The sequence below is a fragment of the Halorussus marinus genome (genome assembly GCF_004765795.1).
In the GTDB taxonomy this organism is placed as follows: domain Archaea; phylum Halobacteriota; class Halobacteria; order Halobacteriales; family Haladaptataceae; genus Halorussus; species Halorussus marinus.
Genome location: NZ_SBIV01000011.1, coordinates 61,335 through 75,350, shown reverse-complemented (window position 1 = coordinate 75,350; position 14,016 = coordinate 61,335). Strand labels below are relative to the sequence as shown.

General features: G+C 58.5%; 10 protein-coding genes, 14 tRNA genes and 1 rRNA gene. 4 read left to right on the top strand and 21 right to left on the bottom strand.

The features are described 5' to 3' along the window. Positions 1-214: 214 nt before the first annotated feature. Positions 215-336: ribosomal RNA gene (rrf, locus tag EPY72_RS17505) — 5S ribosomal RNA — on the top strand. A 145-nt stretch (positions 337-481) separates the two neighbouring features. Continuing rightward, positions 482-557, top strand: a tRNA-Cys gene (locus tag EPY72_RS17500). A gap of 136 nt (positions 558-693) precedes the next feature. Here the strand turns inward: EPY72_RS17500 and EPY72_RS17495 are convergent. From EPY72_RS17495 to EPY72_RS17400, 19 genes are all read right to left on the bottom strand, one after another. Next, positions 694-903 (bottom strand): hypothetical protein, encoded by a 210-nt coding sequence (locus tag EPY72_RS17495; protein ID WP_135807260.1) that lies wholly within the window; start codon positions 901-903, stop codon positions 694-696. A gap of 353 nt (positions 904-1,256) precedes the next feature. Next, positions 1,257-2,084, bottom strand: coding sequence for a nucleotidyl transferase AbiEii/AbiGii toxin family protein (locus EPY72_RS19880; RefSeq protein WP_244605616.1), 828 nt, complete (start codon positions 2,082-2,084; stop codon positions 1,257-1,259). After that, entirely contained in the window at positions 2,077-2,676 is a 600-nt protein-coding gene (locus tag EPY72_RS17485) for a hypothetical protein (protein WP_135807259.1), read from the bottom strand. Before EPY72_RS17485 ends, EPY72_RS19880 begins: the two co-directional genes overlap by 8 nt. Before the next feature lie 553 nt (positions 2,677-3,229). Continuing rightward, entirely contained in the window at positions 3,230-3,523 is a 294-nt protein-coding gene (locus EPY72_RS17475) for a hypothetical protein (RefSeq protein WP_135807257.1), read from the bottom strand. 60 nt (positions 3,524-3,583) lie between these two features. Then, positions 3,584-3,656: transfer RNA gene (locus tag EPY72_RS17470), tRNA-Gly, on the bottom strand. 27 nt (positions 3,657-3,683) lie between these two features. Continuing rightward, positions 3,684-5,213, bottom strand: coding sequence for a TROVE domain-containing protein (locus EPY72_RS17465; protein WP_135807256.1), 1,530 nt, complete (start codon positions 5,211-5,213; stop codon positions 3,684-3,686). 68 nt (positions 5,214-5,281) lie between these two features. Continuing rightward, positions 5,282-5,356, bottom strand: a tRNA-Arg gene (locus EPY72_RS17460). A gap of 482 nt (positions 5,357-5,838) precedes the next feature. Then, positions 5,839-5,914, bottom strand: a tRNA-Glu gene (locus tag EPY72_RS17455). A 29-nt stretch (positions 5,915-5,943) separates the two neighbouring features. Next, positions 5,944-6,017 (bottom strand) — tRNA-Asn (locus EPY72_RS17450). A 6-nt stretch (positions 6,018-6,023) separates the two neighbouring features. Further along, positions 6,024-6,096: transfer RNA gene (locus EPY72_RS17445), tRNA-Lys, on the bottom strand. A gap of 3 nt (positions 6,097-6,099) precedes the next feature. Further along, positions 6,100-6,172 (bottom strand) — tRNA-Glu (locus tag EPY72_RS17440). Between the two features lie 34 nt (positions 6,173-6,206). Next, positions 6,207-6,333, bottom strand: a tRNA-Thr gene (locus tag EPY72_RS19585). Between the two features lie 79 nt (positions 6,334-6,412). Next, positions 6,413-6,495: transfer RNA gene (locus EPY72_RS17425), tRNA-Leu, on the bottom strand. 40 nt (positions 6,496-6,535) lie between these two features. Continuing rightward, positions 6,536-6,617, bottom strand: a tRNA-Leu gene (locus EPY72_RS17420). Between the two features lie 47 nt (positions 6,618-6,664). Beyond that, positions 6,665-6,750 (bottom strand) — tRNA-Ser (locus EPY72_RS17415). 225 nt (positions 6,751-6,975) lie between these two features. After that, on the bottom strand, positions 6,976-7,116 hold the full coding sequence (locus EPY72_RS19580; protein ID WP_168216064.1) for a hypothetical protein: 141 nt from the start codon (positions 7,114-7,116) through the stop codon (positions 6,976-6,978). Positions 7,117-7,205: 89 nt separating this feature from the next. After that, positions 7,206-7,278: transfer RNA gene (locus tag EPY72_RS17410), tRNA-Pro, on the bottom strand. A 252-nt stretch (positions 7,279-7,530) separates the two neighbouring features. Then, positions 7,531-7,604: transfer RNA gene (locus tag EPY72_RS17405), tRNA-Asp, on the bottom strand. A 6-nt stretch (positions 7,605-7,610) separates the two neighbouring features. Continuing rightward, positions 7,611-7,686 (bottom strand) — tRNA-Gln (locus tag EPY72_RS17400). Positions 7,687-8,566: 880 nt separating this feature from the next. On the opposite strand from EPY72_RS17400, the gene EPY72_RS17395 reads away from it, so the two are divergent. Both EPY72_RS17395 and EPY72_RS17390 read left to right on the top strand, forming a co-directional pair. Next, positions 8,567-9,811, top strand: a complete 1,245-nt coding sequence (locus EPY72_RS17395) for an RNA-guided endonuclease InsQ/TnpB family protein (protein WP_135807255.1) — start codon at positions 8,567-8,569, stop codon at positions 9,809-9,811. Positions 9,812-9,976: 165 nt separating this feature from the next. Then, the gene (locus tag EPY72_RS17390; RefSeq protein WP_135807254.1) at positions 9,977-10,927 is read left to right on the top strand and encodes a winged helix-turn-helix domain-containing protein; all 951 of its coding nucleotides are present in this window, start codon (positions 9,977-9,979) and stop codon (positions 10,925-10,927) included. Positions 10,928-10,967: 40 nt separating this feature from the next. On the opposite strand, the gene EPY72_RS17385 is transcribed toward EPY72_RS17390, so the two are convergent. Together EPY72_RS17385 and EPY72_RS17380 are read right to left on the bottom strand one after the other, a co-directional pair. After that, entirely contained in the window at positions 10,968-13,283 is a 2,316-nt protein-coding gene (locus EPY72_RS17385; protein ID WP_244605615.1) for an Eco57I restriction-modification methylase domain-containing protein, read from the bottom strand. A gap of 213 nt (positions 13,284-13,496) precedes the next feature. Next, positions 13,497-13,811 carry a hypothetical protein gene (locus EPY72_RS17380; RefSeq protein ID WP_135807253.1) on the bottom strand — a complete coding sequence of 105 codons (315 nt, stop codon included), beginning with the start codon at positions 13,809-13,811 and terminating at the stop codon, positions 13,497-13,499. Positions 13,812-14,016: the final 205 nt, after the last annotated feature.

Sequence of the window (14,016 nt, the reverse complement as noted above, 5' to 3'; positions counted from 1 at the left end):
AGTTCGATAGACTCGGGATGTACGCGCCGAGGCAACGAGGCGTTGAGTCCGCGAGCACTAACAGGTCGAAGCCACACACTCATTTGACTCGCACTGGGATCCGGATTGCTCGGATCCAGGCGCAAACTGGATTGCACGTACCATACGGTTGTTAGGAATCGTCGAATCACCGACTGTGGTCAGTTGGTCGCGGTTCGATTCCGCGAGTCGGCGTTAAGGCGGCCAGAGCGGCGGGGCGACACCCGTACCCATCCCGAACACGGAAGTTAAGCCCGCCTGCGTATCGAGGAGTACTGGAGTGGGCGACCCTCTGGGAAATTCGATTCGCCGCCTGCCATTCATAGGTGTTAAGCCCGCACGGACATCGTGTCCGTGCGGGCTTTTTTCATATCGATCGCGAGCCACAGCAGCCGTCTCGTTTGCGGTCGATCCGATCGAGGACCGCTATACTTAAGCGCAGCGAGCGATTAGCGCCAGACGCGCCAAGGTGGCAGAGTCCGGCCGAACGCAGCGGCCTGCAGAGCCGCCTACCGCCGGTTCAAATCCGGCCCTTGGCTCTCACACGATACCCTAAAGCCCAAGACGACCTTGTCTTGGGCCTACCCGCTTTTCCACAGTCACATCTATAGATACTGATAGAAACCTCCCGTGGCCGATAGGAGGTACTCCTCGGGACTCCGGTAGGGGCTTTGGTCATATCTCGCGGTCACTCGTCTGGAATGAGATCTCACGAGAGAAGTTCCCCTCCACCTCCTCGAAGACACTGCTCCATCGTCCGGGCATATCCTCGGTGTCGTACACGCCATCGTTCGCCAGCTCCAAGAGCCGGACAGCTTCGTCGTCGGTGAGGTTCTGGAGATTCAACTTCTTCACTACCTGTTTTCGCGCTCGTTCAGTACTCATGGGTCGGTCGCGTCGGATCGCCCCGTAGAAATGGAACCAGAACATGAGACTGCCTTCGGATGGAACGGCTGGCCGCTGATCTGAATGGGGCCGGTCGAGGATTCGTGGGAGTACCGGTACTGCTGAGAGAGCGCTGAGGAACGACCGTCGAAACATGCCGTCGACAAAGTAACTCCCTTCCTAAAACCTACCTCCGCCTCGGGTACGGGCCTATGTACGTACTCACGTACATACGTGGGTACATGGGAGGGTGCCCTTCAGGGTGAATCGCCTCGGAGCTTCCCGTGGATTCGTCGGACGTTCCTGTGTGGCCATCGGCCTCTCGTTCAGGCTAGCCCATTTCGTGAGATGGGCTAAATGAAGAGCTGTTGGATCGAGTTCTGGAGTACGTCTCTATCAACTCCAATGAGCGTAGCAGCGCTCGCAAATAGTTCGGTTGAAGTTCCGTTTTTGAATCGGGTGATATCATCTTGTGTCAAATGGTTCTCGATATCACTTCGGAGTTGATTGAAGTCGCTCCCGTACCATACGAGGGCGTGTAAGTCAGCTATGTCTTTCAATCGCTTGTGGCTCTTATCTCGTTCTGGGAATGCGCGTACCTTCATCGCTGCAAGGATCGGTCGTGGTACTAAGTGGGCGTCTGCTGGTGCGTCCCATGGGACGAACTCATTGAGTTTCTCTGATTGATTGTCAGTGAATACTGGAGCGAGGAGGGGGTCAGCTGGGGGTCGAAATCCAAACGCCTCAGTGAATGAATCGAGTTCTGTGGTGCTTGGAAGGACATCGATATCGAGACGGAAGATCTCGTGCTGGGGGTAGTCTGCTGCGTCTTCGTCGCTAAGTGCTTCCTTCGTCGTGCGATGGAAATACTGGTAGAAACCGAATCGCCCTCGGTTATACGCAAGCTCGGATTCGATATTCGTGAGGGTTGTGGAAACTGGTTTTGATTGAAGCGTATTCGCATCCCACTCCGAGTCGACGTGGACGCCAAGGTCAATATCTCTGGAACCGATGTATGAGCGGCCATGCTCCTCACGGAAGGCATCGGTGACGTGAATATGGACTGCCCACCCGCCAAGGAGGCAGACTGGCGGAGCTGCCACTTCGAGTAGGTGCTGTAATTCGGATTCGGAAAACGTCGTGACTTCGTCGGCGTACTGGCTACGGTCTGCCTCACTCATGATGTGCCTCGATGAGTCGTTCAGCGGCTTCGACGCACGGACCTCCTTCATCCAGAAGATCCACGATTAACTGGGGGATGGAGACTGTCTGGAGTTCGTTAACGGTTTCGGCGTTATAGAACACGTGTTCGTCGGCTACTCTGAACTCTGTGTTCCCGCCGCCGATGAGTCCGTGTTCCTCAATGATCGAGACCCAGTCCTGTGTCTCGTCTGGGTCTACGTAGACAGCTGTGTTGGAGGTGAAGAGAAATCCCTGATGGGCGTTTTCTGCTTGGTACGTCGTGAAGGCGTGGGTGAGGCCAGCGTCTTGTATCACACTCACCGGTGACTGAAGTGCGACCGCTACTTTGGATGGCGCGATGCGTGTGTCTTGCCAGTACTCGTAGAGACCACGCGGGTCTTTGACGGTTGTGCCTTCGATGAGTCCCTGCTTTTCGAGTTGGTTGGTTAGCTTGACAGCCCACGCGTCGGTCGTGCCTGCTTCCCGTGAGAGGGCGCGTTTACTGAGCTCGCCAGTCGGGTGGTTGAGAAGGACGCGGAGGAGTCGTTCGCGTTTGAAGCCGCGTGTTCTGTCGGGCGGTTCGAGGAGCATACCCCTAGCTTATCTTCTAAACTTATAAGCCTTAGTTAGCACTAACCTAATCCTGCGACTTATATATCTAAGTTAGTGGGCTGGGAGCAGGTAGAGGGATCAGGCCAGATGACCGAAGTTGGCACCTTGTTCGATCTCGTCACAGACTGGGGGTACGACGACTGGTGATTCGGGTGAGTAAACGAGAGTTCTGATCGAGTTCATGCTAGCGTAGTTGCTGATGACGGTCGCGTCGAGAAAACCCGGCTGTGGATCCCCGTCCACCAGCTATTCGCCGAGATCGAGGTCTACGTCAATTTCTCACTGGAGTTCGTCATCTGAGCGTGGTCCGTAGAGTAGCATCAAGCCGACGTCCTCCAGCACCGCTTCGAACTCCCCCGGAACATCCCTGCTGCTTCGACAGCCCGTCCGAGCGACAACCACGGAGGTAGAGCCACCCGCTGGGTTGCTCCCGACGGAGTTCCTTCTTCTCACCGCGGTCACCCGCGGGTTCTATGTTGCTCATACAGAGAGAAAACTGCATAAATCGTCGGAGAGGCGTGTTCATGACGCCTCATCCGATCCGGTCCATTGACTCAAGGCCAGGGACCTCGCCGAGCTGTCTCCTCACCTGCGCATCGGTCAATGTCGTGGTCCAACGGATGGTGATGCCGACGGTGATGGTGGTTGCCGAAAGCTTCGGCTCGATACCGTGCAGCTCGTCAATGGTGATGGTCTCGATGTCCTCGGCCCGCGAGAGACGCTCTTCGGCGTCGGTAACGAGATCGCTGTCTGCGCCACATGGGATGCGGATCGTGACGACAGCAGTCGTCGTCGGTTCGGGGTTGTTGTCACTGGTGATTGCCATGATGTCACCTCTGCTGAAGAGCGTCGCTCGGGCTGTCTGGTCTACGAGCTGCGCTCCGAGTGCGCGAGGGACGATTCGAACGCCCGTCTCGGTCGTGGCACGACCGCGTGATACCGAACTACACTACTCGTGCTTGACGGAGAAAGATGAGAGGACAACGCTACGCAGGTTCGAACGCATCGATTTCAGCGATGACCTGCTTCGGGTTTTCGGCGTGTTCGATGAACGAGAGGACGTTCTCCGACCAGCCGGAGACGTTGTAGACGTTCTCGTAGCCTTCCGGCGTCACGAGGTCGCCGTAGGACGCGAGATCGACGAGATACAACGCGGTGTCCGAGGAGACCTCGTTCCGATACGCATCGAACGCCGCTTTGACCGTCTGGTTATCGCGCGCCGTGAATGGCGTACTGTCCCAGATCTGCATGTCGGTGAAGACGACGACTCGCTCAACGGGTTCTCCCCGGTTACGAAGATACTCTAGTGCCTTCCAGCCGTTCGTCGAGTTCCCGACGTCCTCGTCGATGGCCAGCACCGCATCTTGACGCTGCAGTACTGGCGTGTCGACGTGCATCGGAACGGTCTGGAAGTCGTCACCGAACCCGCCGACCTCGGCACCTTGGTCGGCCAGGATCGCACCGAACAACGCACCAATCTCCTTCAGGCGAAGCGTGCTGTTCTTGGACAGCGCCATATCCATCGACCCTGAGAGGTCCACGGCGACGAACGTGTCTCCGAGTCCGTCAGGCACCGTCTCGACAGCGACGTCGATTGCGTCCTCCAGCCACCGCTCAACCGCTGGTGCCTGAACGTCAGCATTCTGGAGCGCGGTGTAGGCTTGGTAGTACCGGAACGGGTACAGTGGCGTGTGCCGCACCGCCTCCAGGTCGAGGTGACTCACGACGGTGTCCTCGTCGACGCCGGCTTCGAGCATGTTCCGGAGGTTCCGGATCGATGCGAAGATCGGCAGCGTGTACTCGTCGTCCTCGATGAGCGTCTCCCAGGCGTCTCGGGTGTTGCCGCGCTCGGAGATGACCGTCTCCCAGGTGTTCGGCGACGGCAACGGGTCGATGTTGGGATGGTCGTCGAGGTCGCCGTGCATGAACCGCTCGAACAGCACCTCCTGGTCGGCATCGGCCGGCTTGGGGTGGACGCGATTGAACACGTCGTGCAGCGTCACCTCACGCCGTGACAGCTCGTACTTGCCCAGGGTGTAGGCATCGGCCATCGAGACGAGCGCGTCTTCGACCCCACGTCGAAGCGGCCACGGGGCAGTTCCGCCGAACAGCTGGTCGTGGACAGCGAGGGCGGTCGCCGTCTCGTCCATTCGCTGGATGATCGCCGGTGCCCACTCGCGGATGAGCGACTCGGGGGAGTCGTCCTTGAACCGGTCGTCGTTGGCTGCCAGTACGAGCAGGACCTGTGGAATGTCCCGCAGGTAGAGTTCCTGCCGCGCGTACGCGGCGAGCTTCAGGACGAACTCCGGATCCTCGTCTGCCGCGGCGTCGAACCGTCGGACGACAGCGGCGAGTTGCTCGTCATCGGTTTCGTAGAACGAGTTCTCCAGCAGTTGGTTGATCGTGCGCTTGTATAGTGCGAGTCGAGGGTCAGCAGGCTCGAACGCTTCTCCACCTTCGTAGTTGGTAGTTCGCGTCGCCTCCGCGACCGTTTGCTTTGGCTTGTTGAATTCCATGCTATCACTCGGAGCCGCAACAGGCGACTCCGATACTAGTGCTGCTCACACGTGGTGCGAGCAGCGAACGTCCCCGGCACGATTCGAACGTGCGACACCCGGCTTCGAAGGCCGGTGCTCTGTCCGGACTGAGCTACGGAGACAAGGACGTGGCCGGAAAACTGCTGGAGCCGGAACAGCGTGCTACCTGGTTACACTACGGTGGAAGAACGGATTCCACCGCCGGGATTCGAACCCGGACTTCCGGCTCCAGAGGCGAAGGATGGCTCCAACTCGACGGCCACGGGATGAGTGATGGCGACCGGGAAACTGTCGAGGCGGATCCGGTGTCGAGAGCACCCACGTGCTCTCTTTGTCCGGGATGTTCTCGATGGACGAGGCCACCGACAGGATTTGAACCTGCGAGTTCCTGGCGAAGCAACGCCCCGACTCGACGGTCGCCACGTGCGGTCGGGAAACTGATGGCGCGACGGGCTATGACTCCCGGTGTGGGCCTTGCGGGCTGAAGGAACGCACCGTCTCGTCGACCGCACGCTATGGGAACCGACAGAGGACGCGTCACCGGTCTGCGTCGCTACCTTGCTGGTACGACACAGAGCGTCACTGTCCACTATCAGTTCCCGAGTGCTCCCGAGGGGAATCGAACCCCCGATCTCCAGCTTGAAAGGCTGGCGTCCCTCGCCAACGGAGACTCCGGGAGCCTCACTGCTATGGAACTAGTGGTTCCGAGCGCCTGGGGAAGGACTTGAACCTCCCGCGACCGGGGTAACAGCCCAGCACCCCCACCAGGGGGGTCTCCCAGGCACCGATAGGGCCCGACGGGATTCGAACCCGCTATCCTGCGGTTAAAAGCCGCTTGCCTGTCCTCATAGGCTCCGGGCCCGCATGCTCCAGCCCGGATTCGAACCGAGGGCTCGGCCGTGAGAGGGCCGTGAGTTTGGCCGCTACTCCACTGGAGCAGAGTGACCTCGCCCGTCAAGGGTCATCGGTCAGTGGGACGGGCAGGATTCGAACCTGCGTGTTCTCGTTACAAGTGAGATGAAGGAACTCTCTCCGTCGCACCGGGTCTCCGGTGAAAACTCGGCGAGAGTGTGTGAATGCCAGGCTCTTCCACCGCCCCGCAGTCTCTCCGGCACGACTCGAACGTGCATCTCCTCCTCTACAGGGAGGTGTCGTGACCACTTGACCACGGAGAGAAGTGTCGCCGCGAGGATTCGAACCTCGGGAGGACCTACGCCAGCGGTTCTGAGCCGCTTCCCGTTGACCACTTGGGTACGGCGACAGAGAATACAGGGAATCGTCTACCGGTACCGTGACCGGTATGCCGCCACCGGGATTCGAACCTGGGAAGGACTAACCACACGGTTCTCGACCGTGTCCGTTTGACCACTCTGGCATGGCGGCGCAATTCGAGAATCGCTAACGACTCTGCGAATCACTTCGGCACGCAGCGGCGGGAGAGTGATTTGAACACTCGTGCCCTCGCGGACGCCGCGCTTCCAACGCGGTCCCTTGGCCGGGCTAGGGAAATCCCGCCAACAGTGAGACGGAGATTCGAACTCCGAAGCCTCGCAGCTCTCGGTTTCAAACCGAGCGCAGTCACCAATCTGCTTGTCTCACCACACGCCGTCGGAGCTTGCTCCGACGAGCCCCTTCGCGTTACTCACGGAATGTCGGAAGATGCATATTGCTCAGCTTCTGACCCTCGCTTTCGGGGTGAATGAGTTCACCAGCACCCAGTCACGGTAGGGGCGAAAGGCTGTCACCTCGTTCCGTGGAAGTACGTGCCTTCGTCGGTGACGCAGATTCTCACACTTCCAATCGTGTCGATTGAGGTTGTTTCGCCGAGCGGGACGTGGCGGAACGCTTCCTCGTTGCAGTCAGGGCAGATATTCTTTGGCATCACGCCGTGTCCCGGAGTCGAACCGGGAACCCGTCGCCGAGGCTGGCGTAGCAGGCCAGTGGGGTCACCATTCCCCAGACACGGCACACTGAGCCGACGAGGATTCGAACCTCGGTCCTGTGCGCCCAAGGCACAGATCGTCGTCCGCTGGACTATCGGCTCACGGGTACTGCCGAGCGTTCGGCAGTTGATTATCTATCTGTACGACTGTTTCCGACTGCGCAATCACGAACGGGTAGTCGTGATTGTGCGTCTCATCGCGGGGGCGTACTTCGGGTGCTCCCGGGAATACCACACCGGCTCATGTAGGTTGCAGACCCTGCTGGGCCCAGCATCGTGGGAACGATCCAGCTGATCGCACCAACGGGCTGCCTACCTCGATGGGTATCCCCACGTGGCCACGCCACGCATCCACGCCGACGCCGGGATTTGAACCCGGATCACGGCCGTGACAGGACCGTATGCTCGCCGGATTACACCACGTCGGCATGCAGTCGCCCCGGCCGGAATCGAACCGGCGACCTCCGGATTCAAAGTCCGGCGTCCCTCGCCAACGGAGACTCCGGGGCTTGACGTAGCCGCAGCTCTCGCTGCGGGGGATGTGTGCTAGCGACTCTTCATACGCTCAGCGCGTACGGAATCGCTCGTTCGTTCCATTGTCCGGAGCGAACGCAGACCAAACTGCCGCGAGCTTCAGTCGCCGTACTCGCGTGACGCTGTGAGCGAAGCGAGTACTAGGCGAAAGCAGGCGGCAATCCCGTGTTCCCCAGCCCCTGACGGGTAGTCCGCGTGGGAGCCGGGTTATGCGGGTGAGAGTGTCCGGAGATCGCCGGAGTGCGTCGCACTTTCGCGTTCGATGGTGACGCAAGCCCAGCGATTTTCGGCCGAACTCTTCGCACGCTGGTCTTGTAGATACTCGCCGAACACGCGACCCGCGGCTAAGCGAGAACGAGCACGCCGCGGTTTGAAGCGAGTATCGACCATGTTGCGAAATTCTCCGTTTTCGAGATTTGTTTCGGACGTCAATTACGGGATATTGTGGCAACTGTATTAAAGTTAGTCAGGGTGTGGTAACCACAGACAAGGAGGTCGTGAACCCCTGCGCCAGGTATATTGTTAGAGGAATCGTTCCTCGAATCCGCTTCCGTTAGCTGAATTGAGGCACTAAGCCCCCTTACTCAAGGAGCAACGCAGGGAGCAAAGCGACCGAGTAGCACAGTAGGGAGGGGATACAGTGCCGCACAGTTCTCAAACACGTTCGACGCTCGGCCCACAGGCCCACGCCACCGAAGACACTATATGTATAATGTGCATAACGTGCATTACAGTGAAGCGGAAGACAATCACCATCCGAGAGGACCAAGACGAGTGGATAGAAGACCACCATCTTAACCTCTCGTCGTTCATCCGTGAGCAACTGGACGAACTAATTGAAGAACGAGAGTAACGGATGTACTACGCCTACAAGTACCGTCTCAAGCCGTCCGACGCCCACCGCGAGGCGTTGGACCGCCACCGAGACATTTGTAGGCAACTCTACAACCACACGCTCTACCGCCTCAACGAGTACCGAGAAAACCACGGCGAATTGCCGTCCATGACCACCCTGCGGTCGGAACTTCCCGACCTCAAACAGTGGTGGGACGACCTCTCCGACGTGTACTCGAAAGTTCTCCAAACCGTCGTGGAACGCCTGTTCGACAACCTCAACAGCCTCTCGAAGCTCAAGGAGAACGGCTACGGCGTCGGCCAACTCAAATGGAAGCCACCACGGGAGTTCCGCAGTTTCACGTACAACCAGTCTGGCTTCAAGCTCGACAAGAAGGGCGGTCAGACTGTCCTATCACTCTCGAAACTCGGAGATATACCGATTCGGCTCCACCGCGCCATCCCCGACGACGCGACACTCAAGCAGGTCACGCTCAAGAAGGAACCGACGGGCGAGTGGTTCGCCACGTTCGGCGTCGAAATGGACCGCGAACCACCCGCGAAGCCCGAAACCCCCGAGAAGTGCGTCGGCATCGACGTGGGGATTCTCAAGTACGCTCATGACACCGATGGCACGGCGGTCGGGTCGCCAGACCTCTCTGACGAGCGCGAACGGCTCGAAAGCGAACAGCGCGACCTCTCGCGGAAGGAACACGGCTCCGCGAATTGGGAGAAACAACGGCAGGTCGTGGCTGAACGCCACGCCACCCTCAAGCGAAAGCGCCGCGACTTCTTGCACAAACTCTCGAACTACTACGCTCGGGAGTACGACCTGGTGGCGGTCGAAGACCTGGACGTGAAGGGGATGCTGGAGTCGCCGTCGAACAGCCGCAACACGGCATCTGCCGCGTGGCGGACGTTTCTCTCGTTGCTCGAATACAAGTGCAAGCGAGAGGGAACGCACTTCGTGGCGGTCAACCCGAGAGGGACGACCAAGGAGTGCGCGTCGTGCGGCGTCTCGACGGAGAAACCGCTGTGGGTTCGGGAACACTCCTGTCCTGCCTGCGGGTTTGAGACGGACAGGGACGCGAACGCGGCGTGGAATATCCTTTCTCGCGGTCTCGAAAAAGTAGGAGTGGGACACTCCGAACGAACGCCTGTGGAGACTGCGCTTCCTGTGGATACCGATTCGGTATCTGCAAAGCGCGTCATAGAAGCAGGAAGCCCGACCCTCACGGAGCGAGCCGCGTCAGCGGTGAGCGAGTAGGGTAGGGTAGTTCACAATACGACATCCAGGATGACGTGACGTACCACGAGATCGAGTGGCTCGAAAACCATCACCGCCTGTTCGACCAGTGACTGATTGGAACAGGCTACCGTAAATCAATTTCCGATAACACTTATTACTGATTCACTATTCTATTTTACAGCAGTGCTTACAAACGCGGGACTCGAACTCATCGACGCCCTTCACGATGGGTGTGAAGCGACCGTGCACGAGCTCGCAGACGAAACTGGGCTCAGCACTTCGCAGATCTACCGGACGGCCGACGAGTTACGCACCGAAGGGCTCATTGGCGAGTCCAGGGGCCACCACAATCAGCGGCTTCTGCGCGTTACTGGCCACCCCGTGATCGAAGCGTACCGAGGCCTGGTCTCTAAACTGGGGCACGTCGACTGGCCAGATTTACTATCGCCGGCGACGATCCGCATTTGCTGGTTTCTGGATGAACCTCGACGCGCAACGACAATCGCAGATCGACTTGACATCACGCGACAGGCGGTCCACCACGCGTTGGACCCGTTGAAACATCGCGCGATGCTCTCCCCATCCGGGCCGGAATATGCGTTCGTCCCCGGCCTACAACCGTTACACGACTTCGCAGAAGCCGTTATTCTGCACGAGCACCGCACCCGTGCCCGGCGTCTCGCGCCAAGTGCAACAGTCGAGTGGTTCGATCCCGAGCGGGCACTTGTCCACGTCCACACCAAAGACGACACCGCGGCTCTCGAAGCCGCTGACGAGTGGGAGATGACTGGGCTTGCGCGGTTCGCCGCATTCGACCTGCAGTTCTTCCTGGCAGGTGAACCGGCGTTTTGGTACGCACCGGATGAGCCCCTCACGCCTGCCCAAGTTGTCTGTCACAGTCTCGTGAATGACACTGGGTCGAGGCGAGTGAGCTACGCGCTCCTCCTCATCGAGCACGTACAAATCGACGAGGAAGAGCTACGCAATACCGCAACATGGTACGGTTTGGAATCCACAGTCTCGGACCTCTATGCGTTTCTCAAGGACGGAGTCGAGAAGCGGAGTGGTGGCGACACAGTGCTTCCGAATCCTACCGAGTATGAGTCGTTGAAGTCACAGTACGGAGTCACGTAGCTCAAAGAGCGATTCTTCGGCTGAAAAACAGACTAGGCAATCAGATCACTTGCTGGAGCAGACTGTTGAGACGCTCTAACACCGATTCACAATCGCCATTTTCTCTGGCAGTTTCGCACAACTCGTCGAATAGGTCGGCTAGAGTCGCCACGATAGGTTCTTTGAGAGATGTCGGATCGATAACTGGGAGTTCGTTGAGCGCGTTGATGCTGAGTTTCTCGTAGCCGCCTTGCTGCGGTTGTGTCTGTGCTTGGATCACCTGCTGTCCGATGTTGCTATTTAGGTATGCGAGCAACGCTTTCAGCTCAGTTTCATCAAGGGACACGTCGTAGAATCCACGGAAGTTGTTGATGTTTCTCGCCGTTGTCTCGTTGAGGATGAACGTGAAGCCGTCTCGACCGGCGTCTTGCACCAAGAACCGAGGTGAGGCTTGTCGACGGGGGCGATACCAGTACGGGCGGTTCTCGATTACGTTCGCTCCGAGCGGATTGGTCCGGTAGACGCTATCCTGTAGATACGAAACGACGTTCGGCACCTCGCCGTTGCTGTTCCTTGGGAGCGAGTCAGCGTTGAATAGCACTTGCTTCTCGAAGTCCTCCCGTGACTTCTGGACTTCTGGTAGTTTGTCTGGGTCTAGTAGCCACACCTCCTCACCAGCAGCCTGTAATTTCTCCCAATCTTCTCCACGGAAATCGTACCCCTGGACGAGCTTTGGTTGGCGAATGAGTTGAGACAAGTGTTTCTCAGAGATTCCGGACTCGTCGACTTCGTCCTGGGTCAGGCAGAAAAAGGTTACATCGCCGGTGGACTTCCCGCGGTGGATCGTGACGAACTCGCCGAGCTCAGTCAGCTCGCTTGTATCTACGTCGCAGGGATCGAATAGTGCTGCCCAGTTTTGCCGGGGTACGAGATCCGCTTGCGGCACGTGATTGATGAATCCCCACTCAGTCTCACCCTGCTCCCCATTCTGCACTGCGTTACGAAGCGTACTCGAATCGATGGACTCGTCCACGCGAATGAAGCGCGTCACCCCCTCGTTACCGCCAGAACTTGCTTCTAAGAAGCAAGCGAGTGCGGTGACTTGGGCGTCCTCGAAGACCGACTCGCCTTCGGGGTCGAACTGGACGAGAGCAGTGATGGAAAACTCGTCAAGTAGGAACTGTTTGAGTGAGTCGCCGTAGGCTGTCGTGAGGAAACTATCCGGCGTGAGGAACGCTGCACGGTCGCCCGAAGATAGGAACGACCGACTGTGGTACATGAAGTACGTGTAGAGTGGTGATCGCGCACTGACGTCGATTCCTGTCGATTGCTCTATGTCGGCGTTGATCTGTTCTTTGTACTCTTTCGGGAGCGCGTCCCCGCTCGTGTATGGGGGGTTGCACACGATCCCGCCGATGTCGTGTTGCAGTTCGTCTGGATCAAGAGTGAGGAAGTCGTGTGTTCGTGGCGTATTCAGCTGTCCACCCAACGTGAGTGCTGTCGCGCCCATGAGCCGTGCGAGGGGGCTACGTTCGATCCCGTCGATGTGCGTGGGGTCAGTGTTCAGACTCCAGCGCGGGTGAAACGTGCTGGATAGTACGCCGGCTCCCATTCCAGGGTCGAGAAGGTGGTCGACATCGCGGTTTGCCCAGGACTTCATCGTCACTGCAATTTCCGGCGGTGTCCGAAACTGCCCGAGTGACTGTCGATACTCGCTCGGTGTTAGCTCCGCGTAGAGCTTCCCAATCTCTTCCGTTGGCTGGGGTGAGAAGAGCAATCGATCCCGGTGAGCCAACGTAGATTCCAGGAGGTCCTCATCAGCCAGTTCCGCGACGTGGTCAAGAACGAACTGATCGAACGTTCTGTCTAGTGTCTGCTTCCGTGCGTTGTGAAACGCCTGTTGTACCGAATTGGTGAGTGGTGGAACAACGCCGTGACACCGGTACCACTCGTACACCGTCGCTTTTAGAAGAACACTCAGGATGGCGTGTCGCGCAACAGTTCTCTGTACCGCCCCTGTTTCTATCGACCCGATTCCGTGCAGTTCGCACCACTCCTGGAGTTGTTTGTGGAGCGACTCGGACAGTTTCGGGTCGAATGCTGGACTGATGGTGTCTGCTGCTCGGTGAATGTCTTCGATGAGTTCATCCGTGACGACCGGTGCGAAGGTTCGAGAGGCTGAGTCCCACTCGTAGCTGAGTCGGTCGAGTACACGCTCGGTGACTCGGTTCTTTACTGCGGGTTTCCACACCTCGATTCCAACGTCTGCAGCAGTCTGGTACAGCTCTCGCTTCGAAAACGGTGCTGGAATCTCGTGTCCGTCGCTCGTCAACCGCTGGATGACGGTGTCTACCTGTTCACGCCGCCGTGCGTCCAACCCTACTGGAGCGACCGGTGAGTGGGCTGTCCCGCCGCTCGTTATCGGGGACGGGACAGGGGTTGGCGGATACGGACGAGCGTCGCTACTGGTTCCCCGGCGGTGAAGCCGGTTAGTTTCTTTTGGGTCTCTCACATACCTCGCTGCGGGCACGATCCGCAGTACGCCAGCCACTCAGAGAGGAGTGGTTTCCGAGGCAGCCGCTGACCGACGCTACGTTTCGATCAGGTGTCCGAATTCCTCGACGACGATCTCGCCGTCAATGCCGCGTTCTTCGCACCAGTCCAGCGCCGCTTCCTCATCGAGAGAGTTGATTTCCGCACCGCCTGTCGTACCGCCCCCGCTACACGACTTGGCGTATTTGGTTGCCGCACCGCCCTCACAGTGGAGGAAGTACTCCCCGCCTGCGGTCCGGTATAGCGTTTCGATGAGGTAGTAGAGGTCACCTCGATCCGCGTTTGGAGCATACTGGGCGATCTGTTCGGCTCGGTCCGTGTCGTACAGTTTCCGGTCGATGACGCGTTGCATCGTAGACCTGGAAATTACATGGTTAAATAAAAACCCTCGCCCTGAGAACTCGATATTTCTAACGCCACAGGGCGTTAGAAGCACGAATCCGGATTCACGGCATGGCTGTCCGACTGACAGCACGACCATATCGCCGATAGTGACAATATGGGAACTACTTCACCCGCGAAAAGACGGTGGAGCGCTCAACACACCGCGCGCATCA

Coding starts and splice junctions, on each gene's coding strand:
- EPY72_RS17465 (WP_135807256.1), bottom strand. CDS start 5,213: ATGGAATTCAACAAGCCAAAGCAAACGGTCGCGGAGGCGACGCGAACT.
- EPY72_RS17475 (WP_135807257.1), bottom strand. CDS start 3,523: ATGGCAATCACCAGTGACAACAACCCCGAACCGACGACGACTGCTGTC.
- EPY72_RS19880 (WP_244605616.1), bottom strand. CDS start 2,084: ATGAGTGAGGCAGACCGTAGCCAGTACGCCGACGAAGTCACGACGTTT.
- EPY72_RS17495 (WP_135807260.1), bottom strand. CDS start 903: ATGAGTACTGAACGAGCGCGAAAACAGGTAGTGAAGAAGTTGAATCTC.
- EPY72_RS19580 (WP_168216064.1), bottom strand. CDS start 7,116: ATGCCAAAGAATATCTGCCCTGACTGCAACGAGGAAGCGTTCCGCCAC.
- EPY72_RS17380 (WP_135807253.1), bottom strand. CDS start 13,811: ATGCAACGCGTCATCGACCGGAAACTGTACGACACGGACCGAGCCGAA.
- EPY72_RS17395 (WP_135807255.1), top strand. CDS start 8,567: ATGTACTACGCCTACAAGTACCGTCTCAAGCCGTCCGACGCCCACCGC.
- EPY72_RS17485 (WP_135807259.1), bottom strand. CDS start 2,676: ATGCTCCTCGAACCGCCCGACAGAACACGCGGCTTCAAACGCGAACGA.